At 45.0% G+C, this 23,061-nt stretch carries 16 protein-coding genes; 11 read left to right on the plus strand and 5 right to left on the minus strand.

All coding sequences use genetic code 11. The features are described from left to right. Positions 1-244: 244 nt before the first annotated feature. The 6 genes from glyA to purU all read left to right on the plus strand — a co-directional run bounded on the left by glyA (position 245) and on the right by purU (position 7,853). The gene (gene glyA, locus AVL57_RS00490) at positions 245-1,498 is read left to right on the plus strand and encodes a serine hydroxymethyltransferase (protein WP_057794902.1); all 1,254 of its coding nucleotides are present in this window, start codon (positions 245-247) and stop codon (positions 1,496-1,498) included. 96 nt (positions 1,499-1,594) lie between these two features. Continuing rightward, positions 1,595-2,845 (plus strand): sarcosine oxidase subunit beta family protein, encoded by a 1,251-nt coding sequence (locus tag AVL57_RS00495; protein WP_057794900.1) that lies wholly within the window; start codon positions 1,595-1,597, stop codon positions 2,843-2,845. A gap of 17 nt (positions 2,846-2,862) precedes the next feature. After that, positions 2,863-3,156 (plus strand): sarcosine oxidase subunit delta, encoded by a 294-nt coding sequence (locus AVL57_RS00500; RefSeq protein WP_057794898.1) that lies wholly within the window; start codon positions 2,863-2,865, stop codon positions 3,154-3,156. Continuing rightward, a complete protein-coding gene (locus AVL57_RS21370) occupies positions 3,153-6,332 on the plus strand; it encodes a sarcosine oxidase subunit alpha (RefSeq protein WP_057794896.1) in 3,180 nt (1,059 codons plus the stop codon). Before AVL57_RS00500 ends, AVL57_RS21370 begins: the two co-directional genes overlap by 4 nt. Then, positions 6,325-6,924: a sarcosine oxidase subunit gamma gene (locus AVL57_RS00510; RefSeq protein ID WP_057794894.1), complete on the plus strand. Its 600-nt coding sequence runs from the start codon at positions 6,325-6,327 to the stop codon at positions 6,922-6,924. Before AVL57_RS21370 ends, AVL57_RS00510 begins: the two co-directional genes overlap by 8 nt. 38 nt (positions 6,925-6,962) lie before the next feature. Then, entirely contained in the window at positions 6,963-7,853 is an 891-nt protein-coding gene (gene purU, locus AVL57_RS00515; RefSeq protein ID WP_057794892.1) for a formyltetrahydrofolate deformylase, read from the plus strand. A gap of 38 nt (positions 7,854-7,891) precedes the next feature. Here purU and AVL57_RS00520 read toward each other — a convergent pair whose 3' ends face one another. Further along, on the minus strand, positions 7,892-9,244 hold the full coding sequence (locus AVL57_RS00520; protein ID WP_082604999.1) for an MFS transporter: 1,353 nt from the start codon (positions 9,242-9,244) through the stop codon (positions 7,892-7,894). Between the two features lie 75 nt (positions 9,245-9,319). Beyond that, complete coding sequence (locus AVL57_RS00525; protein WP_082604998.1) at positions 9,320-11,020, minus strand: BCCT family transporter; 1,701 nt, start codon at positions 11,018-11,020, stop codon at positions 9,320-9,322. Positions 11,021-11,635: 615 nt separating this feature from the next. Here AVL57_RS00525 and AVL57_RS00530 point away from each other — a divergent pair. Then, positions 11,636-13,009: an L-serine ammonia-lyase gene (locus AVL57_RS00530; protein WP_057794889.1), complete on the plus strand. Its 1,374-nt coding sequence runs from the start codon at positions 11,636-11,638 to the stop codon at positions 13,007-13,009. Positions 13,010-13,116: 107 nt separating this feature from the next. Here the strand turns inward: AVL57_RS00530 and AVL57_RS00535 are convergent, their stop codons facing one another. The 3 genes from AVL57_RS00535 to AVL57_RS00545 all read right to left on the minus strand — a co-directional run bounded on the left by AVL57_RS00535 (position 13,117) and on the right by AVL57_RS00545 (position 16,298). Next, positions 13,117-14,013: a LysR substrate-binding domain-containing protein gene (locus tag AVL57_RS00535; RefSeq protein ID WP_057794887.1), complete on the minus strand. Its 897-nt coding sequence runs from the start codon at positions 14,011-14,013 to the stop codon at positions 13,117-13,119. Positions 14,014-14,255: 242 nt separating this feature from the next. Next, entirely contained in the window at positions 14,256-15,221 is a 966-nt protein-coding gene (locus AVL57_RS00540) for an NAD(P)-dependent oxidoreductase (RefSeq protein WP_057794885.1), read from the minus strand. Between the two features lie 312 nt (positions 15,222-15,533). Beyond that, complete coding sequence (locus AVL57_RS00545; protein WP_057794883.1) at positions 15,534-16,298, minus strand: IclR family transcriptional regulator; 765 nt, start codon at positions 16,296-16,298, stop codon at positions 15,534-15,536. Positions 16,299-16,661: 363 nt separating this feature from the next. Between AVL57_RS00545 and aldA the strand changes: the two genes are divergently transcribed. The 4 genes from aldA to AVL57_RS00565 all read left to right on the plus strand — a co-directional run bounded on the left by aldA (position 16,662) and on the right by AVL57_RS00565 (position 22,970). Continuing rightward, positions 16,662-18,086 carry an aldehyde dehydrogenase gene (gene aldA, locus AVL57_RS00550; RefSeq protein WP_057794881.1) on the plus strand — a complete coding sequence of 475 codons (1,425 nt, stop codon included), beginning with the start codon at positions 16,662-16,664 and terminating at the stop codon, positions 18,084-18,086. A gap of 151 nt (positions 18,087-18,237) precedes the next feature. Next, positions 18,238-19,461 (plus strand): mandelate racemase/muconate lactonizing enzyme family protein, encoded by a 1,224-nt coding sequence (locus AVL57_RS00555; protein WP_057794879.1) that lies wholly within the window; start codon positions 18,238-18,240, stop codon positions 19,459-19,461. Positions 19,462-19,467: 6 nt separating this feature from the next. Then, positions 19,468-21,096: a GMC family oxidoreductase gene (locus AVL57_RS00560; protein WP_057794877.1), complete on the plus strand. Its 1,629-nt coding sequence runs from the start codon at positions 19,468-19,470 to the stop codon at positions 21,094-21,096. Between the two features lie 344 nt (positions 21,097-21,440). Next, positions 21,441-22,970: an aldehyde dehydrogenase gene (locus tag AVL57_RS00565; protein WP_082604997.1), complete on the plus strand. Its 1,530-nt coding sequence runs from the start codon at positions 21,441-21,443 to the stop codon at positions 22,968-22,970. Positions 22,971-23,061 lie beyond the last annotated feature (91 nt).

Consider the following 23,061-nt stretch of genomic DNA (forward strand, 5'->3'; position numbering starts at 1 on the left):
TGGGTGAGTTAAGCCAAGTTTTTACGCCATGAAAAAATGTCGCTAATGGTGGCAATTGTGGCGTTAGCAGAACTATTAGCCAGTAAAACGAGGGCTAATATGCTGCACAAGAAGTCGAACTAAACAGCGAAAAGATTCACTTTGAATCAGCTAGATACAAAGCGCCTTCGTCCAAAAGTTAGTGTCATTACATTCACATTTATTTACGACAATGTTCGCTGCTGTCGGTGCTGAGGAAAGAAAAATGTTTTGCAAAGATGATCAGATTGCCGAGTACGATAATGAAATTTGGCAAGCTGTGCTTGAAGAAGAAAAACGCCAACAGGATCATGTGGAACTGATTGCGTCTGAAAATTATACCAGCGCCCGGGTGATGCAGGCGCAAGGCACTCAGCTAACGAATAAATATGCTGAAGGTTACCCTGGTAAACGTTACTACGGCGGTTGCGAACATGTTGACGTAGTAGAGCAATTGGCTATCGATAGAGCGAAAGCGTTGTTTTCAGCTGATTACGCAAACGTGCAACCCCATTCTGGATCGCAAGCTAACGCCGCTGTATTTATGGCATTGCTCGAGCCAGGCGATACGGTATTAGGCATGAGCTTAGCGCACGGTGGGCACCTAACCCACGGTTCAAAGGTTAGCTTTTCAGGCAAAATTTATCATTCTGTGCAATACGGTTTAAATGAAGCTACTGGCGAAATCGACTACGACCAAGTAGCGGCGTTGGCGCACGAACACAAACCTAAAATGATTATCGCCGGTTTTTCGGCTTATACTCGCGTAGTAGATTGGCAGCGTTTTCGCGATATTGCCGATGAAGTTGGCGCATGGTTCTTCGTTGATATGGCCCATGTGGCAGGCTTAGTAGCGGCGGGGCAGTACCCTAACCCAGTACCCATTGCCGATGTGGTCACCACCACTACCCATAAAACCCTTCGCGGCCCTCGTGGTGGGCTTATTTTGAGCAAACACAATGAAGCTTTAGAAAAGAAATTTAACTCGGCGGTTTTCCCTGGCGGCCAAGGTGGCCCGCTAATGCATGTTATTGCAGCCAAAGCCATTTCGTTTAAAGAAGCGATGGAAGCAGACTTTGTTGAATACCAAAAGCAGGTTATCGATAACGCCCGTGCCATGGCCGATGTATTTAAAAAACGTACTTATAAAGTGGTGTCGGGCGGTACCGATAACCATTTATTTTTGCTCGATTTAATTGATAAAAGCATGACCGGTAAAGATGCTGATGCCGCCCTTGGTAAGGCAAATATTACGGTAAATAAGAACTCAGTGCCTAACGACCCTCAATCACCTTTTGTGACCAGCGGGCTGCGTATAGGTACGCCAGCTATCACCACTAGAGGGTTTGGCATTCAACAGGTGACTGACCTAACCCATTGGATTTGCGATGTGTTAGACGACATTCACAACGAAGACATGATAGCCACCGTACGCGCTAACGTGTTGGCTCTGTGTGAAGCTCACCCGGTCTATCGATAACATCTTAGCCATTTTTACTATGACTAGCAGCCTACAGAAGTAGGGTTGGCATTAATAAACAGATATTGCTGCGCGCAATGAATGAAAGGTAGAACCATGCAAAAATACTCTGGGTTCGGACTGCTAAAGCATTCCTTGAGTCACCACGAAAACTGGCAGCGAGTATGGCGAAACCCAACGCCTAAAAAGCACTACGATGCCATTATTGTTGGCGGTGGTGGTCATGGTTTGGCCACGGCCTATTACATGGCAAAAGAGCATGGCATGACCAATATTGCCGTGGTTGAAAAGGGCTACCTTGGCGGCGGCAATACGGCGCGTAATACCACCATTATTCGTTCCAATTATTTGTGGGATGAAGCGGCGCATTTGTATGAACATTCATTGAAGTTGTGGGAAGGCTTGGCCCAAGATTTAAACTACAACTTAATGTTCAGTCAGCGAGGAGTGCTTAACTTAGGTCACACATTACAAGACATGCGTGACATTGAGCGAAGAGTAAGTGCTAACCGACTTAACGGTATCGACTCTCAATTACTTAATGGTCAAGAAGTACAAGACCTAGTGCCAATTCTTGATTGTTCTAAAAACGCACGTTACCCCGTTATGGGGGCATCGTGGCAACCCCGTGGCGGCACAGCTCGTCATGATGCCGTGGCATGGGGCTATGCCCGCGCCGCAGATGCCCTAGGCGTAGACTTATTACAGCAAACCGAAGTAACCGGAATTCGTCGTAAAGACGGTGCAGTTTGTGGTGTAGAAACCAATCGTGGCTTCATTTCTACCGATAAAGTTGCCTGCGTAGCCGCAGGTAACTCGGGTACGCTAGCCAAAATGGTTGGCATGGAGCTGCCATTGGAGTCTCATCCTTTACAAGCCATGGTGTCTGAGCCCATTAAACCCATACTCGACACGGTTGTTATGTCTAACCATGTACATGGTTACGTAAGCCAATCGGATAAAGGCGACTTAGTCATAGGCGCGGGAATCGATGGCTACTTGGGCTACGGGCAACGTGGCTCGTTTAATATTCTTGAACATACTATTTCTGCCATTATCGAAATGTTCCCTATTTTTAGCCGAGTAAGGCTTAATCGCGCATGGGGCGGCATTGTTGATACGTGCCCTGATGCCTGCCCGATTATTTCGAAAACCCATATTAAGGGGCTGTACTTTAATTGCGGTTGGGGCACCGGTGGGTTCAAAGCTACGCCGGGGTCGGGCCATGTTTTTGCACACACAGTGGCAAAAGATGATCCACACCCACTTGCCAAAGCCTTCGATGTGAACCGTTTTACATCGGGCAAACTAATTGACGAACACGGCGCTGCCGGTGTTGCGCACTAAGCCAGGGAGATTAAAACATGTTACATATCTACTGCCCTTATTGCGAAGAATATCGCGAAGAAGAAGAGTTTCATCCCCATGGTCAGGCCCACATTGTGCGCCCTTTAGCGCCAGAGTCGTTAACTGATGAAGAATGGTCTCAGTATCTGTTCTTCCGCAAAAACCCACGTGGTTTACACCATGAAATGTGGGTGCATGCAACTGGGTGTCGAAAGTTCTTCAATATGACCCGACACACCGTGACCTACAAAATACTCGAAACTTACAAAATGGGGCAGCAGCCCAGTATTACTGCTGAGGACACACAATGAGCCAAGTAAACCGTCTTGAACAAGGTGGCCGCATTAATCGGTTTAAAGCCTTAAATTTCACGTTTAATAACAAAACCTATCAGGGCTTTGAGGGCGATACACTCGCCTCTGCATTATTAGCTAATGGCGTTGATGTAGTCGGCAGAAGTTTCAAATATAGCCGCCCCAGAGGGATTATTACCGCTGATGCCCAAGAGCCCAATGCTATCTTTCAAATAGGCTCGAACGACGCTTCTACTATTCCCAATCCGCGGGCAACCCAAACCGAGCTGTATCAAAACCTTGTGTGCAACGCCACAAACGGTTGGCCTAATGTAGATTTCGATTTAATGGAAACGGTAGGCAAAGTAGGCGGCGCAGCTATGCCTCCGGGTTTTTACTACAAAACCTTTATGTTTCCGCAGTCTATGTGGATGTCGTATGAAAAAATTATTCGCAAAGGCGCTGGTTTAGGCAGTAGCCCATTACAACCCGACCCAGATACCTACGACAAAATGTATCATCATTGTGATGTGATGGTAGTGGGTGCTGGCCCAGCTGGTTTATCTGCGGCATTAGCTGCAGCGCAAGCAGGCTGCCGCGTTATTATTGCCGATGAACAAAACGAAATGGGTGGCAGCTTACTGTGCTCTACCCAATTGCTTGATGGAATGAGTGCATCTGCTTGGGTGGCCAATACCCTAAGTGAGTTAGAGCAAAATGAAAACGTTACGCTACTTCCACGCAGCACCGTATTCGGTTATTTCGACCATAACTTTTTAGGTATTAACGAGCGCCGTAGCGATCATATTGGTGAAACTGATAGCAATGGCACGCGTCAGCGGGTGCATAAAGTACGGGCTAAACAAGTTATTCTGGCCACGGGCGCCCACGAACGGCCATTGGTGTTTGGTAATAATGATGTGCCGGGTTGTATGTTGGCGTCTGCGGTTTCTACTTACATTAATCGTTATGCGGTAGTACCTGGCAATACATTGGCCTTAATGACCACCAACGACAATGCCTATAAAGCAGCAATAGCTTGGCATAACGCTGGTAAACAGGTGGCCTTAATAGCAGATACACGGCCTACCCCAGAAGCTGGTACTGAAGGCGATTTGGTAAAACAAGCCATTGAGCTTGGCATTAAGGTTTTATTCGGCCACGCCATTATTAACGTAAAGGGCAGTAAGCGGGTTAAATCGGTGGAAGTGGCACCTATTAGCAGCAATGGCGAAAAGGTTGAGGGTGAAGTGGTGAGCTACACCTGCGATACCGTCGCCAGTTCTGGCGGTTGGAGCCCTGTACTGCATTTATCGTCGCACACTGGCAGCAAACCAGTATGGCGAGATGATATTCAAGGTTTTGTGCCAGGTAAAACCGAGCAAGCTCAGCTTATCTGTGGCGGCGTTAATGGCGTATATTCGTTAGCACAAGTGTTGAATGATGGTATGCAGTGCGGCACTAAAGCATCACAAGCGGCAAACGGTGAGTTGGTGCTAGAGCCTTCAGCGGATCAAGAGCCTTCAGCGGATCAAGAGCCCTCAGCGGGTCAAGAGCCTTCAGCGGATCAAGAGCCCTCAGCAGGTCAAGAGCCCTCAGCGGGTAACAAGCCATCAGCTGAACCAGCTCCCAAATTAAAGCTAGTAGAGCCAAGCAGTGCACCTGTTATTAATGAGCCAGTTGAAGCACCCGCCATGGCACTATTTCATATTCCGCATGTGAAACCTACTAGTCGTGCTCCAAAACAGTTTGTCGACTACCAAAACGACGTGACCGCCGCAGGTATCGAGCTTGCAAACCGCGAGGGCTTTGAGTCTATCGAACATGTTAAGCGTTACACCGCGCTGGGATTTGGAACCGATCAAGGCAAGCTAGGTAACATTAATGGCATGGCCATTACTGCCAAGTCATTAGGTAAAACTATTCCTGAAACAGGCACCACAATTTTTCGGCCTATGTATACGCCGGTTACCTTTGGTGCGCTGTCGGGCAGTGATGTTAAGCATCTTTTCGACCCCGCTCGCTTTACCGCTATGCACAGCTGGCATTTAGCCAATGGCGCAGAGTTTGAAGATGTAGGTCAATGGAAGCGCCCATGGTATTTCCCTAAACCAGGTGAAACTATGGAGCAAGCACTGCAACGTGAATGCTTGGCCACTCGCAACAGCGTAGGTATTTTAGATGCTTCAACCCTTGGCAAAATAGACATTCAAGGCAAAGACGCTCGAGAATTTTTAAACCGTGTTTATACCAACCCATGGAGCCAGTTAGCCGTAGGGAAATGTCGCTACGGGGTAATGTGTAAAGAAGACGGTATGGTCTTTGATGACGGGGTTACCTCGTGTATTAACGACAACCGCTTCTTAATGACCACCACCACAGGCGGCGCGCCTGCTGTTTTAAGCTGGCTAGAACTATGGCATCAAACTGAATGGCCTGAATTAGAAGTGTACTTCAGCACGGTTACCGATCATTGGTCTACCATGACCATTTCGGGCCCTAATAGCCGTAAAGTGTTGGAAAAACTCACTGATGCTGATGTGAGCAACGAGGCCTTTCCATACATGGGCTGGATTGCCACAGAAGTGGCTGGTGTGAAGGCGCGTATCTTCCGTATATCGTTCACTGGTGAACTGTCTTTTGAAATAAATGTGCAAGCCAACCATGGGCTTCATACATGGGAAGCAGTAATGGAAGCCGGAGCGGAGTTCGAAATAACCCCATACGGCACGGAAACCATGCACATATTACGGGCTGAAAAAGGCTTTATTATAGTGGGGCAAGATACCGATGGCTCGGTAACGCCGCAAGATTTAGACATGAACTGGGTGGTAGGGAAAAAGAAAGAATTCAGTTACCTAGGTAAACGCTCGTGGACTCGAGAAGATAACCAGCGCAGCGATCGTAAACAATTTGTAGGGTTAAAACCCAAAGATAAGCACTTCGTATTACCCGAAGGCGCGCAGCTTGTGTTCGACCCCAACGAAAGTATTCCTATGACTATGGTGGGCCATGTTACCTCTAGCTATTACAGTGCGTGCTTAGGTCACTCTTTTGCACTGGCTGTTGTGAAAGGAGGTCTTGAGCGCATGGGGCAGTCTGTATTTGTCCCTCTGGCCGATGGCACCACAGTGGAAGCCGAGATATGCAGTTCCGTATTTTATGATGCCAAAGGAGACCGTCAAAATGTCTAATATCGTTAATGTACAGTCACCTTTGTACCATGCAGATTTTGAGTCTTTAGCTAGTGTAACTAACGAAGGCGGCGTATCTCTTCGTGAAGCTAAATTACTGGGGCACCTTAATTTACGAGGTAATAGCGACAGTCCAGAATTTAAAAACGGTGTAGAAAAAGCACTGGGTTTAACCTTACCGCTAACCCCGTGTACGTCGGTAGAAAACGATGACGCTACTATTATGTGGTTATCGCCCGATGAGTGGCTAATTATTATTGAAGGCGGGAAGGAAGAAGCAATAGAAGCAGCCCTAAGAGAAAGTATCACTGGGCACTTTGCGGTGTCTGATATTAGTGGCGGGCAAACTATTCTTGAGCTTAGTGGGCCTGATTGTATCAAGGTACTAAAAAAATCAACGGGCTACGATTTCCACCTTAAGCAGTTCCCTGTTGGTAAGGTTATCGGTACCGCATTCGCTAAATCGTCAACTCATATTCGCCGCACAGGTGATTACAGTTTTCAGCTTATTGTACGCCGCAGCTTTGCCGACTACTTTTGGTTGTGGATACAGCAAAGCAGCAAAGAATATGGCTTGCGTGTAACCCTCTAATTGGGTCTACATCTTTATATTTCGTGAAAGGAACCGTAATGGCGCTGCCTAGAAATACTCAACAACAAAACGCGCAAGCACAAATTATTACTGCTAGCTGTTCAAGTAAGTTAGGTACGGTCGATGTGGTCACCCGTTATTTGTATCAAAACGGCTTCTACATTACCGAAATTCACTCGTTTGACGACACTGAAAACGAACAGTTCTTTATTCGCATCGAATTTCGGCCAGACAACGGCGCGAACTTCGACAGGCAAGCCTTCTTTGACGGTTTTAGCCCGCAAGCCGATAAGTTTTCGATGCAATGGCAGTTGGTCGCAAAGGCATATAAACCTAAAATTGTGATCATGGTGTCGAAGCAAGATCATTGCTTAAATGATTTGTTATACCGTTGGCGGGTGGGCAGTTTGGCGGTAGATATACAAGCTATAGTGTCTAATCACCCCGACTGCGAAAGCCTAGCAAAATGGCACAATATTCCTTACTACCACTTTCCTATTAGCAGCGAAACTAAGGCTGAACAAGAAGCCTTGGTTTGGGGAGTCATTCAGCAATACGATACGGATTTAGTGGTACTTGCACGGTATATGCAGGTGTTGTCGAACGACATGTGCGTGAAGCTAAAAGGCCGCGCGATTAATATTCACCACTCGTTGCTACCTGGTTTTAAAGGGGCTAAGCCTTATCATCAGGCTTATGAAAAAGGCATTAAATTGGTAGGCGCTACTGCCCATTATGTTAGCGATGAACTTGATGAAGGGCCTATTATTAGTCAAGGCGTGGAAACGGTAGATCATGGTTTCTTGCCGCAAGACCTAGCTGCAAAAGGGCGTGACGTAGAGTGCTTAACTCTGGCTCGCGCGGTACAAAATCACATTGAAAACCGCATATTTCTGTATGGGCAAAAAACCGTGGTGTTCACTAAGTAACGCCACGGCAGTATATGCGCGTATTTCTATGGTTTAGCCTAAGCATCTGGTTTTGGTTCATGCTCACCATAAGCGGCTGACGTAGAGTCCTGTTCTAGTCCAAAAGCGGGCGCGTATTCTGTTACTGGCTCTGGCTCTGAAGCTGACTCAACAGCTGAAGCTTCCTCAGAATTAACAGGCTCTTCTTCATCAATACCCACTTCTATAACTTCATGGGTCGTTTTGCTTACACTTACGAAAGGCATGAAGTGCTCACGGTCTACCTTGTGGAATTTAATTCGGTACACCGTCCAGCAAGCCAAAATGAAAAAGGCGAGGGCGGACACTATAAATAAAGCATGCGGGGTGTATTTAATTAACGAAGACACCACTATTGGCCCAAATACACTGCCTAAGCTATTCATCATTAACACACCGCTCCCAATCTCAATCACCGATAGGTCGGTGTTATCGTTAGCGTGGGCTAAGCACAGTGCATAAAGCGGAAAGACTAAACCGCCGAATAAAAACATGGTGATGAATATAAACGATGGGCCTTCAAAAAAGGGCTGCACAGCAATAATACAAATAATGAACCCAACAACAGCTAGACCAGCAATGACTAGGCGTCGGTCGATAAAGTCAGATAATCGACCTAATGGGTATTGCAACGCGGCCCCCCCTAGCAGGGTGACGGCCATAAAAATACCCACTTGGCCTGCATCAAGGCCATTGCTGTTGGCGGCCACAGGCCCTAATGCCCAAAAGCCGCCTGTCACAAAGCCGCCTAAGAAGGCTCCTACCATGGCAATTTGTGAAACCGACATAATACGTTTAAAACTAAATTTTATATCAGGAATAGGATTTGGCGCTGTGCGTGAGGTTAACCCAATAGGTAATATGCCTAGTACTAATAGTGCCGCGGCCAGCATGAATAGCCTTTCAAAGCCAATATCGAAGCCGACCAACACTTGCCCTATACAGATGGCGAATAACGTAATAACCGCATATATTGATAGAATACTGCCGCGATGATCAGAGCTAGTTTTCTCGTTAAGCCAGCTTTCAATTACCATGTAGATACCCGCCATCGACCATCCCATCAGCAATCGCGCTATCAACCAAGATTCAAAATGGTTCACCATGCCAATGAACAGCATAGAGGCAGTAGTCAGGGCAATTAACACAGTAAACACTCTGATATGACCTACCCTAGCTACAAGCTTTGGCACACTTAAACACCCAAATACAAAGCCAAGAAAATAGCTAGAACCGATATAGCCTATGGTAGAGGGCGCCCAATCTAGACTAACAGCATACAAAGGCACTAGGGTATATTGTAGACCGTGGCCTATCAGTAAAATGGCCGCAGAAAGCAGCAATGAAAACATAGATTGAAGTAAAACGCGCATAACTCTACTCAATGTAAGAGGCGCTAGTAGGGTAGTTTACTAACGCCATGCCTGTAACTGGTTAATTGGAAAAGGTTAAAAGCCTTCAGGAGGGTCTATATTCCTGTGGTTTTTTGCTGGCTTCGGTTCCAGCATATTGCCACGAGCTACGCGGTATATCAGCACAAATAATGAAGCGTTTACGCAAATAATGATAAACATGGCAGGCAGGCCGCCTAAATTCGACATCATTTTAATGCCGTCAATACTGGCAAAGCTCACCATTACCCATGCGATAACGCCAATACTAATACCCCACACGAATTTAAGCATTAACAATGAGCCCGAGTTTGCACTCGCATCTTCGGTGGTATCTGTGGCGCATTCAACACTAGCAGCTGTCTCTGGTTCATCGGAATCTGTAGAGCACAAGTTACTCATGGTGTCGGTGTTGGAGTCGGCGGCGGTAACGTAAGAAATAAACGTGATACAAATGAATATAGTCGCCACGATAGCGCTAATTGGCAGGTTATCAAATAGCGAGTAAATAGCGCCTTCAGCCCCGCTGGTATCCATAGCTTGGCGAATGCCGCCATTTAATTCTTGGTCAAAGAACAAGGTGCTGCCAGAAAACGTAGACATCCATATCATGGCGAATAAGGCAGGAAGTACTAAGTTCACCACAATGAACTGCCTAACGGTGTAACCACGGGCAATTCTTCCTAAAAATAACGCTACCACGGGGGCCCATGCGTACCAATTTGCCCAATAAAACACTATCCATAACTTCGGCCAGTCGTCGTTCGGTCCGGTGTAAGTATTTAGGCTTCGGGCAAAAAAGTTAGTGCCATAGTCAATTAACCCTTCAATACCTAACGAAAATACATAGCTGGTGGGGCCGAATAAAAGTACAAATATACAAGCAACGATAAAGATTTTAGCGTTCAGATTAGATAGCTTAGCAATACCTTTTTGTAACCCACTTACCGCAGATGCCACGAAGGTAATAACAATGGCGGCACACACTAATGCCATCACGGTTTTCGTATTGGGCAGCCCTAATACTGACTCTAACCCGCCGCTTAACATCAACACTCCTGTGCCTAACGAAGATGCCATACCGGCAACTAACGCAAACAGCGCAATCGCATCGATAACCTTGCCTGTTGCTGGGGTGATGAGCTTGCCTAAAAAAGGCCTTAGTGACGAGCCAAGAGAAAAGGGCATTTGTAAGTTGTAAAAACACAGGGCAAATACCAATGCTGGCAAGCAGTAAATAGCATAGGGGGTGAACGTCCAATGCATAAACATGGTGGCCATGGTAAATACCGCTGCGGCTTCACTTTGCGCTTCAATATTGAGTGACACGGGCGGTTCATAGAAATGGAACATGGGCTCTGCCGCACTCCAAAACAAAATGCCGGTGGCTAATGTGGTACATAAAGTAATAGAAAACCACTGCCATTTAGAGAGCAATGGAGTAGCACGGCTACCACCAATTCTAATTTTGCCTAACGGGGAGAAAAAAGTAGCGATAAGTGAGAGCAGCAAACACAGCGTAGAAAAGCTAAATAACCATGCGAAGGTATCTAATATCCAATCATTGATGTTGGTAACCACGCGTAAGAAATGTGCTAAATCAATAAAACTGAAAACCATGGCGGCGAGAAGGAGCAAAAAGGGAGGCCAAAATACGCTGTGTTTAATATCGTTTTTAAAATCGAAGCGTAGCCATGCAGGGGGCTTTTTAGCTAGGGCTTTTTTTGCATTTAATGCTTTAGCTGCATTATGAGACATTTTTTACCTTCTTTTGCTTATTGTTTGCTGTACGAAGCAGCGCTTTAAATTTTTAAGGTAAAGCCAAGATTTGGTGAATGTAAATTGTAAATGGCAATCACAGTGTGAATGTGTTTTTTGCCCAGTTTTTGTTCTCACCAAACTTCTTGTCGATTGCGAAAAGTGAACAAACCTTGTTCGGTTATTGCTTATTAATGATGCCATTGTTGTAGTCAAAAAATGGCAGTGAGTATGTTCACTATTATTCTTGAATAGGGCTCTTTGTGCCAGATTAGCATTCAAGGGTGTTGATATTTTGATTATAACGACTCATAACTTTCTAAATACGTCGCTACAAGTTTAAAAATTATTTCCTTTGATTATCTGGTTATAAAAATTAATTTTTAAGCTTGTAAATCATTTAGCATTTTTTAATTAGACCTGAGTTTTTCTCTGGCTTTACCAATTTTCACGTTTTTTTAGTTTGGAATTAATACAAACCAATTTTTAGTATATAGAAATAAAATTCGTATGTCTTATATGAACCAGTAAATGTCTTGATTGGAAAAGTGAAACATATCTACAGTGCTTTAATAGACGGCTATTCAGGGTAAAAATTAATTTAACGAGTAAGCCATGATCAGCGTCTTCGATATGTTCAGTATTGGTATAGGGCCGTCAAGTTCTCATACCGTTGGACCCATGCGTGCTGGCATCGCCTTTTGTGAACAGCTGAAGTACCTTCAGTTGTTTGAGCAGGTTGATGAAGTACGTGTAGAGTTGTTTGGATCGCTAGGGCAAACGGGTAAAGGGCATGGCACGGGAAAGGCGGTTATATTAGGCCTTCAAGGTTTTACCCCAGAGTCTATTGAGATAGAAAGTGTCGAGCGCAATTTGGCTGATGTTGCACATCAACAATGGCTAAAATTGCATGGCCAGCGACAGGTTATTTTTAAGCGTGAAAACGCTATTGTATTTCATCGCCGCAAAACACTGCCCCTTCATGCAAACGGTTTGACCTTCCATGGGCTTCAAGGGCAACGCATAGTCGCTAGCCAAAGTTACTATTCCATTGGTGGCGGTTTTATATTGCGGGATGAAGACTTCCATCAAGAAAAGGCAGCAGCGGTCCAACAAGACGATAAAAGCGTACCTTACCCTTTTTCCTCAGCGTCTGAATTACTGCGTTTATGTAAAGAGCACGGGTTATGTATTAGTTCTCTGATGTTGGCAAATGAAAGCGCAGTGTGTAGTAACGGTGAAGTTAAACAGAAGCTATGGCACCTGTGGCAGGTTATGCAAACCTGTGTATCTAATGGTATTGCCAACGAGGGAATTCTACCAGGAGGCTTAAAAGTGACACGGCGTGCCCCTAAGTTATTCCGCCGACTTCAAAATGAACGTACCACCGATCCTATGCAGGCAATGGACTGGGTTAACTTATTTGCATTGGCTGTAAATGAAGAGAATGCGGCGGGCGGCCGAGTGGTTACTGCACCTACTAATGGTGCGGCGGGCATTATTCCTGCTGTACTGCATTACTATGAAAAGTTTGTTCGCCCGGTAGATGAAGATATTGCGGTACGGTATTTACTGACGGCAGCGGCGATTGGTATTTTATACAAGAAGAATGCGTCTATTTCTGGGGCTGAAGTAGGTTGCCAAGGTGAAGTGGGTGTGGCTTGCTCTATGGCCGCTGGGGCGTTAACCGAGATACTTGGGGGCACGGTAAGCGAAGTTGAGAATGCGGCTGAAATTGGCATGGAGCACAATTTAGGGCTAACGTGCGACCCTGTAGGTGGCTTAGTGCAAGTGCCTTGTATAGAAAGAAACGCGATGGGAGCGGTAAAAGCAATTAATGCCTCTCGACTGGCGCTTCGGGGCAACGGCGATCAAAAAGTCTCCCTCGATAAAGTGATTAAAACCATGCTTGAAACCGGCAACGATATGAAATCAAAATACAAGGAAACCGCTCGTGGAGGCTTAGCGGTTAATATTATAGAGTGTTGACATAAATGCGTGGGTGATTGAGCTCACAAGCCTGTAACGCACAAAGCATTGAAAAGCTGAAGAATGTTAGATAGCGTCCTCTGCAAATAAGACATTAAGGTCTTACACTATACCTGGGAAGTGATTTTTAGCATCCAGTCAAAGAAGTGTTTAACATCAGGTTTGTCTTTGTCTTCCTTGCGACAAATAATACCCCAGCTTCCAGAAAACGTGGTTTCATGCTCACAGGGCTTTACCAATCGACCCATGCGTAAATCATCGTCTATAAAGGGCCCATTCACCAACGCCACCCCTTCATTATTAATGGCCATTTCAAGGGCAACAGCTTTTGTATCTACCACCATATAAGGTGTAATAACATTGGGTGTAAGATTGGCGCTCTCAAACCACCGCTTCCAATAATCTACTTCGGTTTCTACAGACAGTAGGGGTAAATCTAATAAATCTTCGGGTGTTAATTTACCATCGTATTTTTCAAGCAAGGTTGGGCTACACACCGCGTATACACGGGAGTCGAAAATGGGCTCCCAATGATACCTGTCTGAAGGCGCGGTATCGCAATACACTATGCCTACATCTGAAGATTCTTCGTCGAATTCCCATTTCGAAGCATACGTATCAAGTTGAACATTTACCGTGGGGTGTTCATCGTGAAAAGCGGGTAATCGGCGAGCCAGCCAGCGTATAGATAGGGTGACATAAGTTTGTACTCGCAGTGGCGCGTGCTCTACCGCTTTTTTAACCGTTGCCACACCTAAAGCAAGTTGCTCAAGTGCTTCTAGAACATAGGGGTAAAACAACTTTCCTTCATCGCTAAGAATGACATTTCTGCCGTCGCGATTAAATAGTTTTACTCCTAAGTGCTCTTCTAAGTTTTTGATTTGATGGCTAATCGCTGGATGCGTTAAATTTAACTCTTCCGCCGCTGCGCGGTGGCTCAGCCTGCGTGCAGCGGCCTCAAAACCGCTTATGGTACTGAGTGGCGGAAGTAACCGACGTTCCATTTAGAGACCTTAATCATTGAAAAATTATCACAACATAACTACCAAACAATGGCGTAAAATCCAACTAATAACTACAGATAGACCCGCGAAAGTAGTTGTTTTCACACCTAAACGCATAAGCTTAAAGGCATTAACCTTAAGCCAATAAGATGAAGGCAACCCGTTCAGGTTGCCTTCTAGTAAAGGTGCTGCCTAGTGCAATGTTTTCTTAGTTAAGCATGCGATAAATGGAAATAATGGCTTTAGTAATCGCTTCTTAGTGGCACCACAACTTCGTAGCCTTTTTCTTCTGGCTCGTCGTCAACCATAAACGCCGGAAAGCCTTTACCAAGTACTTTAACGTCGCAAGCATCTTCCATTCGGCGAATGATATTAGGCGAATATTCACGAGGGCCGTAGCGCTCTTCACCATCTTTAAATATATCTACCATTAAAGGTGCAAGCTCTAAAGGTATGCCTGCGCGCTTTGCCACTTCGTCAAACAGGCCAACATCTTTGGATACCAAATCCATAGTAAAGCCAATATCACGGCTACCGTTAAGTATTACCTGAGATTCAGTTTCGTGAACGAACGAATTACCCGATGACGCTTTAATGGCTTCATAGGCTACGTTCATGTCCATCCCCATCACTTTAGAAACCGTTAATGCCTCTGACAATGCAGCAAGGTGCACTGTGCAAAGGTAGTTAGTCACTACTTTTAGGGTTGATGCAGAACCAAGCGCGCCAGTGTGAAGCACACGTCTGCCCATAATGGTCAAAATAGGTAGAACGGTATCGAACGCTTCACGGTCGCAGCCTGCAAAAATAGAGATGTTGCCCGTATCGGCACGATGGCAACCTCCAGATACTGGGCAATCGACAGGCATGGCGCCTTTTTCTTTTACTAAGGCGCCAATGCGGCGAACTTCAGCTTCATCGGTTGTACTCATTTCTAGCCAAATCTTACCAGGACTAATACCTGCCAACACGCCGTCTTCGGCTTCCATAACGAGAGAACATGCGGCTGGAGAAGGTAAGCATGTGAATATAACATCACACTTTTCAGCTATCTCTTTTGCTGAGTCGGCAGACTTGGCACCACGTGCAACAAAGTCTGCGACGAATTCTGGATTTAAATCTCTAACGGTAAGGTCGCAGCCGTTACGTATTAAGCTCCCTGCTAATTTGCCACCCACATTACCTAATCCGATGAATCCTATCTTCATGTGTTTACCTTTTTATTATATTGCGGTGTGCCATTGCAAAGCACAGCTGTTGGCCTGTTGAAGTTCGTATAACTTCAAGAAAACCGATAGTTATATAAAAATGGATTAGGTAAAAATGATTAATTTTGGGTGTATGGTTAATTTTTCTAACCAATCACATTTTGGTTATTCGAGGCCTCACTGACCTGGAGTGAAGCAAAAGCGAGGCAAGAGCAAAGCAAGATCTCAGCAAGGGCGAAATAGGAATGAAGCGGTATGCCTTTGCACCGTGATAATCTTAATGAATAACCATTTAGGGGGACCGCTATCGCTCTAAACGATGTGGGCAGACAATTGACGAGCGGCTTGAACCAGATTTTTTGAATAGTCTCGAGCGCTTTGTTTACTTAAAAAATCAGCGTTTATCACTACACTTATTGCCGCAATAGGCTCGTTTCTTAAATTCAATACTGGCGCGGCAATGCAGCAATAATGGCTACCGTTCTCTCGCTGAGTAACCGCATACCCCAAGCGTTTAGCCCGTGCTAACTCCTCGTGTATCTTTGGCAACTGGTTGCTGATACTAGGGTCATGCTTTTGCTCTACATCAAAGTAGTTTTTTTGTAGTACTGGAGATTGCATAGACAAGATGGCTACCCCAGATGCAGAACAATGCATGGCAGTGGTTTGCCCTAAATGGAAGGTTAAAGGGCCGCTCAGTGAAGAGTCTACCTTTGCTACTGTTACCACCCGATTACCTACTGGGGAATACAAAAAGATAGATTTATGAATTTCGTTTTTTAAAATTTCAGCCACGGGATAGAAGAACGGGATGATGCTTTGTTTGTTGTAAATCGTAGAGGCAATTTGAAAGATTTTAGAGCCAATGCAGTAGGCTTTTTTACGATTTGGATCTAGGGCAATCATCTGATGCTCTAACAACGCGTTAATAATACGGTGCCCACTGGCCGGCGGCATGTCTAGCTGAGAGCAAATTTCAGAAAGGGTTAAGGGGTATGACGATGTAGCAATTAAATTCATCATTAAAATAGAGGCATCTACAGCCGGCGCTTTTGATTTTGCTTTTAACGTTTCCATCGACCATTTGCCGCTATTTTATATATAAAAAAATAATCTTACGTTATCTGGTGTAGTAAGGCCAGCAGGTAGGTACGGTAAATCTAAGATTAGCTTAAGATGGAACTCGGCTAGATGTACGTAAATAAAGCCCTCTAGGCCACAAAATTAGGTGGGGGCAATCAAAAGCAACGGCTAGTTGGCTATTTCAATGTATGAAATAAACAGAAGTTTAATACTTTATGCATTAATTTGACTTCAAAAAATAAAGAATACACCGCTAATTTTTCCATATATGGAATCAATATTCTAAATATAATAAAAGTTTGACTTGAAATTTTAACCCTGCTTACAATGGATTAACTAAGATTTAAGGCCTGCCCAATGAGAATCGAAAAGAACTTTATTAACAATGAATTTGTTAGCTCTACTCAAAATTCATTAATAGACGTTTATGATCCTGCAACTGAAGTGCTTATTGCTCAGGTTCCAGCGGCAAGCCCAGAAGAAGCTGCATCGGCAATTGAAAGTGCTACAGAAGCACAGCGCGCATGGCGAAAGCTTACCAGCATAGAACGTGGTGGTTACTTACAGAAGTTGGCTGACACCCTGGTATTACGCAAAGATGATATTGGTGCTGCGCTGGCTGAAGAGTCAGGAAAGAGCCTAGAAGACGCGACCAACGAAGCTGTGTATGCCGCTGATATAACTCGTTATCATGCTGAATGGGCGCGCCGTATCGAGGGTGAAATTATTCCCAGCGATACTCCAGATGAAAACCTGTTATTGCAACGAGAAGCTATTGGCGTTGTGGTGGCATTAATCCCGTTTAACTACCCTGTTTACACATTTCTTCGCAAAATTGCACCGGCTCTTATTACCGGAAATACGGTGGTAGTTAGGCCCAGTAACAACACGCCTTGTTCAGCATTTGCCATTGCCAAAGTTATTCAAGAAGCGGGCATTCCTAAGGGTGTAGTGAACGTACTTACCATGACCCACGCTACGGCGGAATTGGTGTGTACACACCCTAAAGTAGGCATGATTACCCTTACGGGAAGCGTTGGCGCTGGGCGCAAGGTTCTAGAGTACTCGCAGGTTAATATTGCTAAATCGTCGTTGGAACTAGGCGGAAAAACCCCCGCGATTGTTGAGCCAGATGCCGACTTAGAAAAAGCGGCCAGAGAAATCGTTGGTTCTAAAAATACCAACTGCGGCCAGCTTTGTACTGCGGTAGAGCGGGCTTACGTACACGAAGATATCTACGATGAATTTGTAGCCTTGCTGCATAAGAACATGAAAAGCCAACAGTTTGGTAGCCGTGTAGACAACCCTGGTTTCATGGGGCCATTAGTTAACGGCAATGCGCGATTGAACATTCATCAAATGGTGGAAAGAGCGATTGATGATGGGGCTAACCTAGAGCTTGGTGGTTTCATTCCTGAAGGTAAAGGCTATTTCTATCCGCCGACCTTACTGACTAATTGCCGCCAAGATATGGAAATCGTTCAAGAAGAGATATTTGGACCTGTATTACCTGTTTTGAAATATTCAAATGTAGATGAAGCACTGGCGTTAGCTAACGATCACCAGTTCGGTTTGGCGTCAGTGATTTACACCGAAAACTATCGTACTGCAATGAAAGTGGCGAACGAAATGGAAGCCGGTGAAGTGTACATCAACCGTACTCCTTCCGACCCTTATCAAGGCTTTCACGCCGGGTGGAAACGCTCAGGTTTAGGCGGCGATGATGGTAAGCATGGCATGCTGGAATACACGCAAACTCGCTTAGTTGTTCTTAAATACTAGTTTTGAATCAATAGTTTATTCAACCCAAATACGTTAGTGCTCGTTCGATAAAAGTTTGCGCTTATACATCAGTTTTGCTGGCAACAATGCCAAACTGCTACACAATTTAAAAAACTCGCACCATGGTGCGGGTTAAAAAAAAGGTAAAACCATGAAAGTTGTTTCTTGTGAATCTTATGTCGTTGCTACGCCGCCTCCTCACGTTGGGGGTATGTACTGGATTTTTGTTTCACTTAGAACCGACTGTGGTATTGAAGGTATTGGTGAGGTTTACGCCGCTACCTTTCACCCTAGTGTAATGACTCATGCAATTGAAGATGTGTTCGATCGCTACCTAAAAGGTTTCGACCCCCATCATGTAGAGCGCTTTTTTCGTGCAGCGTATTCTAGCGGCTTCACACAGCGCCCCGACTTAAGCATGATGGGCGTGGTCAGCGGGTTAGAAATGGCGTGCTGGGATATTATCGGTAAGGCAGCAGGCAAGCCGGTTTACGAACTTATTGGCGGAAAAATTCACGATAAACTTCGTACTTATACCTACCTTTACCCTGAAAACAAAGACGGCGATTACGATTACGACAATCTTGAGTTGGCGGTTGAATGTGCCGAAAAAAATATGGAGCAAGGTTTCACTGCATTGAAGTTTGACCCCGTAGGGCCTTATGGGAATTACTGTGGTCATCAACTGTCTTTAGAAGCTATTGATAAAGCCGCTACTTTCTGCGAGCGAATTCGCAAAACTGTGGGTAATAAGTGCGACTTACTGATGGGTACCCATGGTCAAATGACGCCAGCAGGGGCTATTCGTTTGGCAAAACGCCTCGAACCGTTCGATCCTTTGTGGTTTGAGGAGCCTGTTCCTCCTGGTCAAGCATCGGCCATGGCCGAAGTGGCCAAAAATACCAGCATTCCAGTGGCTACCGGCGAGCGCTTAACCACGAAATACGAGTTCTTCGATTTACTTAAGCATGGCGCTGCGTCTATTTTGCAAATGAATTTGGGCCGAGTAGGCGGAATTCTAGAGGCTAAGAAGATAGCCAGTATTGCAGAAGTACATTACGCCCAAATAGCCCCCCATTTATACAATGGCCCAGTTGGTGCGGCTGCTAGTGTGCAGCTTGCCACTGCTACGCCAAACTTCCTTATTCAAGAAAGTATTATGACGTGGGACGGTTTTCATGCCGACGTTCTACAACAAAAAATTGAATGGAAAGACGGCTACATAATTCCGTCTACCAAGCCTGGCTTGGGTGTTGAGTTAAATATGGATGTAGTGAAAGCACATTCGCCCTACACAGGCAAAGCACTACATTTATCCATGGATGCCAAGCCCTACGATGTGAAAGAACAGTCTAATCAAGACTGGAAACGGTAGGCGCATATGAGTATCTCTGAGTACGACTTTATCATTACCGGTGCAGGGTCAGCAGGATGTATTCTTGCTGATAGGCTCAGTGAGTCTGGTGACTATTCCGTACTCTTAATTGAAGCTGGGGGGAAAAACCGCTTACCTTGGATTAAGTTGCCTATTGGTTTTGCGAAAACCTATTATCACCCCACCTACAATTATATGTATTACAGTGAAGAAGAGCCGAACATGGCGGGGCGTAAAATGTATGCCCCACGTGGTAAAGGGCAAGGCGGCTCGGGCTCCATCAATGCAATGATATATGTACGGGGGCAAGCCTCAGACTTCGATGCGTGGGCACAAGCTGGCAACGAAGGCTGGTCGTATGCCGATGTATTACCTTATTTTAAAAAGCTAGAGCGACACCCCTTAGGCGACACCGAACACCATTCTGGCAGTGGAAAGGTGGGTATTACTCAAATGAAAAAAGGGGCACACCCTTTTTGTAGTCATTATTTGAAAGGCGCTGAACAGCTTGGCTTCACATTAAATGACGACTTCAATGGTGCCCAGTTTGAAGGGATAGGTATTTACGATGCCAATATCTACAAAGGCTTTCGCCATTGCAGTAACTCGGCACACCTCAAACCTGCACTAAAGCGCCCTAACTTGCATGTATTGCGCGATACGGTGGTCGAAAAAGTCTTATTTAATGAAGACAACCATGCTTATGGTGTACAAGTAAATACCGCGGGTGTTCAGCAAACCCTTAAGGCGAAAAGAGAAATTGTGCTGTCAGCTGGCGCAGTAGACTCGCCAAAATTACTTCAGCTTTCAGGGGTTGGAGATACTCGCTTACTCGATAAGTATGGTATTCCTGTTGTCACTCACTCTCCTGCTGTAGGCCAAAACCTTCAAGATCACTTATGTGTTAGTTACTACTTCAAAGCAAAAGTAAAAACATTGAACGACGATTTGGGGTCGTTGTTCGGGCAAGCTAAAGCGGCGTTACAGTATGTATTTACACGTAGCGGGCCTTTATCGATAAGCGTTAACCAAGGTGGAGGCTTTGTAAAAGGGTCAGATACCGAAACGCTGCCTAATCTTCAGTTGTACTTCAACCCCATGTCATATCAAATTCCGGCCGATCCTAATGCTAAGTTAGCGCCGGACCCCTATTCAGGTTTTTTAGTCGCGTTTAATTCTTGCCGACCTAGCAGTAAAGGCACGGTAGAGTTGTCATCGAACAATCCCAGCGACAAGCCATTTATCCGTCCTAATTATTTATCTACCGAGAAAGACATAGAAGAAGTGCGTCAAGGGAGCCGACTCATCAGGCGCTTAATGCAAGCACCCGCATTAAAAGCGGTTACCGCAGAAGAAGTAAAACCAGGTGATGCTGTTAATGATGACGATAGCATGCTGCAGTACTTTAGAGAGCAAGGCGGTTCGATTTACCACCTATGCGGAACCTGTGCCATGGGACCTGAGCAAAGTAATGCAGTCGTAGATGCAAGACTGAAAGTTCATGGTGTTACCGGCCTTCGTGTTGTAGATGCTTCCATTTTTCCAAATATCACGTCGGGCAACATCAACGCACCTGTAATGATGGTGGCTGAAAAAGGCGCCGATTTAATTTTAGAAGACCAAATAAATCACTAGTTTTGGCTTATTACATTTTTCATGAAAAGTAAATTTAAGCTTGGCTTAGTTTTCTATAAAAGACCAAAAAGTGATTATTACGTCAAAGATATTTTAATTTCTAATTAGTGTTAACTTTTTCAATTTAATTCTATTCACTTGTTGTGTTGAAAATTAATAAAAATGGCAGTGATATTAAAGGTCGGCGCGTCAATATTTCCATTTATATGTGAAATTTTTTAACCGACTTACGCATAGGTTAGAAATTTTAATGAATAATCAAATAATGCTCAATTGTGCCTTTGTCATATTTAGATTTATGATTGATGAATAAATGAGCAAAAAAGTATCAAGAGGTTTTATACATGCCATCCACGTTGTTGAATAAATCAGATCCTGCAAAGTTTTCACTCGAAGATTGGGTAAGTATTGCAGAAGATTTGGAAATACAATCTGACTTATTCATAAATGGTAGTTATGTTTCTGCAAAAGGTGGCGAAACCTTCGATTCTATTAATCCGGCAAATGGCGAAGTTAACGCTAAGGTTGCATCAGCAAGTGATGCAGATGTCGATGCAGCCGTAAGTTCTTGTAAAGCGGCTTGGGATGATGGGCGCTGGAGACACATGCCTCCTCGTGAGCGGGTGAATGTTCTTTTACGATTGGCTGACCTGGTAGATGAACATGCGGGCGAACTCGCATTACTAGACAGTTTAGACATGGGTAAACCCATTACCGATTGCTTAACTATTGATATACCCGAAGTGTCAGTGTCACTACGATTCTTTGCTGAGTGTATTGATAAAGTAAGTGGTTCGGTCACCAACACCGAAAATAATGCATTGCATATGATTCATCACGAACCACTGGGCATAGTGGGGGCCATTTCGGCATGGAATTACCCGTTACTGATGGCTATTTGGAAAGTGGCACCTGCGTTAGCTGCAGGTAACTGCGTTGTATTGAAGCCTTCAGAACAAGCTCCACTGAGTTGCACGCGATTAGCTCAACTGTTTATCGAAGCTGGCGGGCCTGTAGGCGTTTTTAATGTAGTCAATGGTTATGGTCATATTGCCGGCAAGGCATTAGCACTGCATATGGATGTAGCCAAAATAAGTTTTACAGGGTCTACCGCGGTTGGCAAAAAGCTAATGATGTACTCCGGTGAATCAAATTTGAAACGTGTGGCATTAGAAACGGGTGGTAAAAGCCCACAAATATTCATGCCAGACCTCGCTGACTTAGATCAGGCTGTAGATATTGCCATCGCTGGCATCTACGACAACGTAGGCCAGGTATGTAACGCAGGCTCTCGATTACTGGTTCACAAAGATATTCACGATGCCTTTGTGGAAAAATTTATTGAGAAGAGCCGTGAAGTATACCAACCGGGTAATCCATTAGATCCAGCTACGAGTTTGGGCCCCATGGTTTCACTGCAGCAACGCCAAGGCGTATTAGAAAAAATTGAAGCAGGTAATAAAGAAGGCGCAAAACTGGCGTTTGGCGGAGAAGTGCCTTCAGGCTTAGAGCATGGCGCCTATATACAGCCAGCACTATTTACCCAAGTTACGTCTGATATGTCTATTGCTCAAGAAGAAATTTTCGGCCCTGTTGTGGCGTTAATTCCCTTCGATGACGAAGCGCAAGCACTAAAGATTGCGAACGATTCTAAATATGGATTGGCGGCGGGCTTGTGGACTTCTGACTTAAATACCGCGCACAGAATGACAAAGTCGATTGAAGCCGGTGTGATTTGGGTGAACTGCTTTGGTGACGGAGACATGACACAGCCGTTTGGTGGTTATAAACAGTCGGGTAACTCTAGAGATAAGTCCCTTGAGTGTTTCACTGCCTACACCCAAAGTAAATCGACCTGGATAAACCTAGCTTAAAAGCAACCGTAAACTAATTCAAATAACCAAGAAGTAAGGCATTAAAGCCCAAGCAGTAAAGCCCAAGCAGTAAAAAGGTACCCTAAGTAAC

The organism is Alteromonas stellipolaris (assembly GCF_001562115.1).
Lineage (GTDB): Bacteria > Pseudomonadota > Gammaproteobacteria > Enterobacterales > Alteromonadaceae > Alteromonas > Alteromonas stellipolaris.

Bases quoted from the DNA above. Each gene is read 5' to 3' on its own strand.
- glyA (WP_057794902.1), top strand. From the start codon at position 245: ATGTTTTGCAAAGATGATCAGATTGCCGAGTACGATAATGAAATTTGG.
- AVL57_RS00495 (WP_057794900.1), top strand. From the start codon at position 1,595: ATGCAAAAATACTCTGGGTTCGGACTGCTAAAGCATTCCTTGAGTCAC.
- AVL57_RS00500 (WP_057794898.1), top strand. From the start codon at position 2,863: ATGTTACATATCTACTGCCCTTATTGCGAAGAATATCGCGAAGAAGAA.
- AVL57_RS21370 (WP_057794896.1), top strand. From the start codon at position 3,153: ATGAGCCAAGTAAACCGTCTTGAACAAGGTGGCCGCATTAATCGGTTT.
- AVL57_RS00510 (WP_057794894.1), top strand. From the start codon at position 6,325: ATGTCTAATATCGTTAATGTACAGTCACCTTTGTACCATGCAGATTTT.
- purU (WP_057794892.1), top strand. From the start codon at position 6,963: ATGGCGCTGCCTAGAAATACTCAACAACAAAACGCGCAAGCACAAATT.
- AVL57_RS00520 (WP_082604999.1), bottom strand. From the start codon at position 9,244: ATGCGCGTTTTACTTCAATCTATGTTTTCATTGCTGCTTTCTGCGGCC.
- AVL57_RS00525 (WP_082604998.1), bottom strand. From the start codon at position 11,020: ATGTCTCATAATGCAGCTAAAGCATTAAATGCAAAAAAAGCCCTAGCT.
- AVL57_RS00530 (WP_057794889.1), top strand. From the start codon at position 11,636: ATGATCAGCGTCTTCGATATGTTCAGTATTGGTATAGGGCCGTCAAGT.
- AVL57_RS00535 (WP_057794887.1), bottom strand. From the start codon at position 14,013: ATGGAACGTCGGTTACTTCCGCCACTCAGTACCATAAGCGGTTTTGAG.
- AVL57_RS00540 (WP_057794885.1), bottom strand. From the start codon at position 15,221: ATGAAGATAGGATTCATCGGATTAGGTAATGTGGGTGGCAAATTAGCA.
- AVL57_RS00545 (WP_057794883.1), bottom strand. From the start codon at position 16,298: ATGGAAACGTTAAAAGCAAAATCAAAAGCGCCGGCTGTAGATGCCTCT.
- aldA (WP_057794881.1), top strand. From the start codon at position 16,662: ATGAGAATCGAAAAGAACTTTATTAACAATGAATTTGTTAGCTCTACT.
- AVL57_RS00555 (WP_057794879.1), top strand. From the start codon at position 18,238: ATGAAAGTTGTTTCTTGTGAATCTTATGTCGTTGCTACGCCGCCTCCT.
- AVL57_RS00560 (WP_057794877.1), top strand. From the start codon at position 19,468: ATGAGTATCTCTGAGTACGACTTTATCATTACCGGTGCAGGGTCAGCA.
- AVL57_RS00565 (WP_082604997.1), top strand. From the start codon at position 21,441: ATGCCATCCACGTTGTTGAATAAATCAGATCCTGCAAAGTTTTCACTC.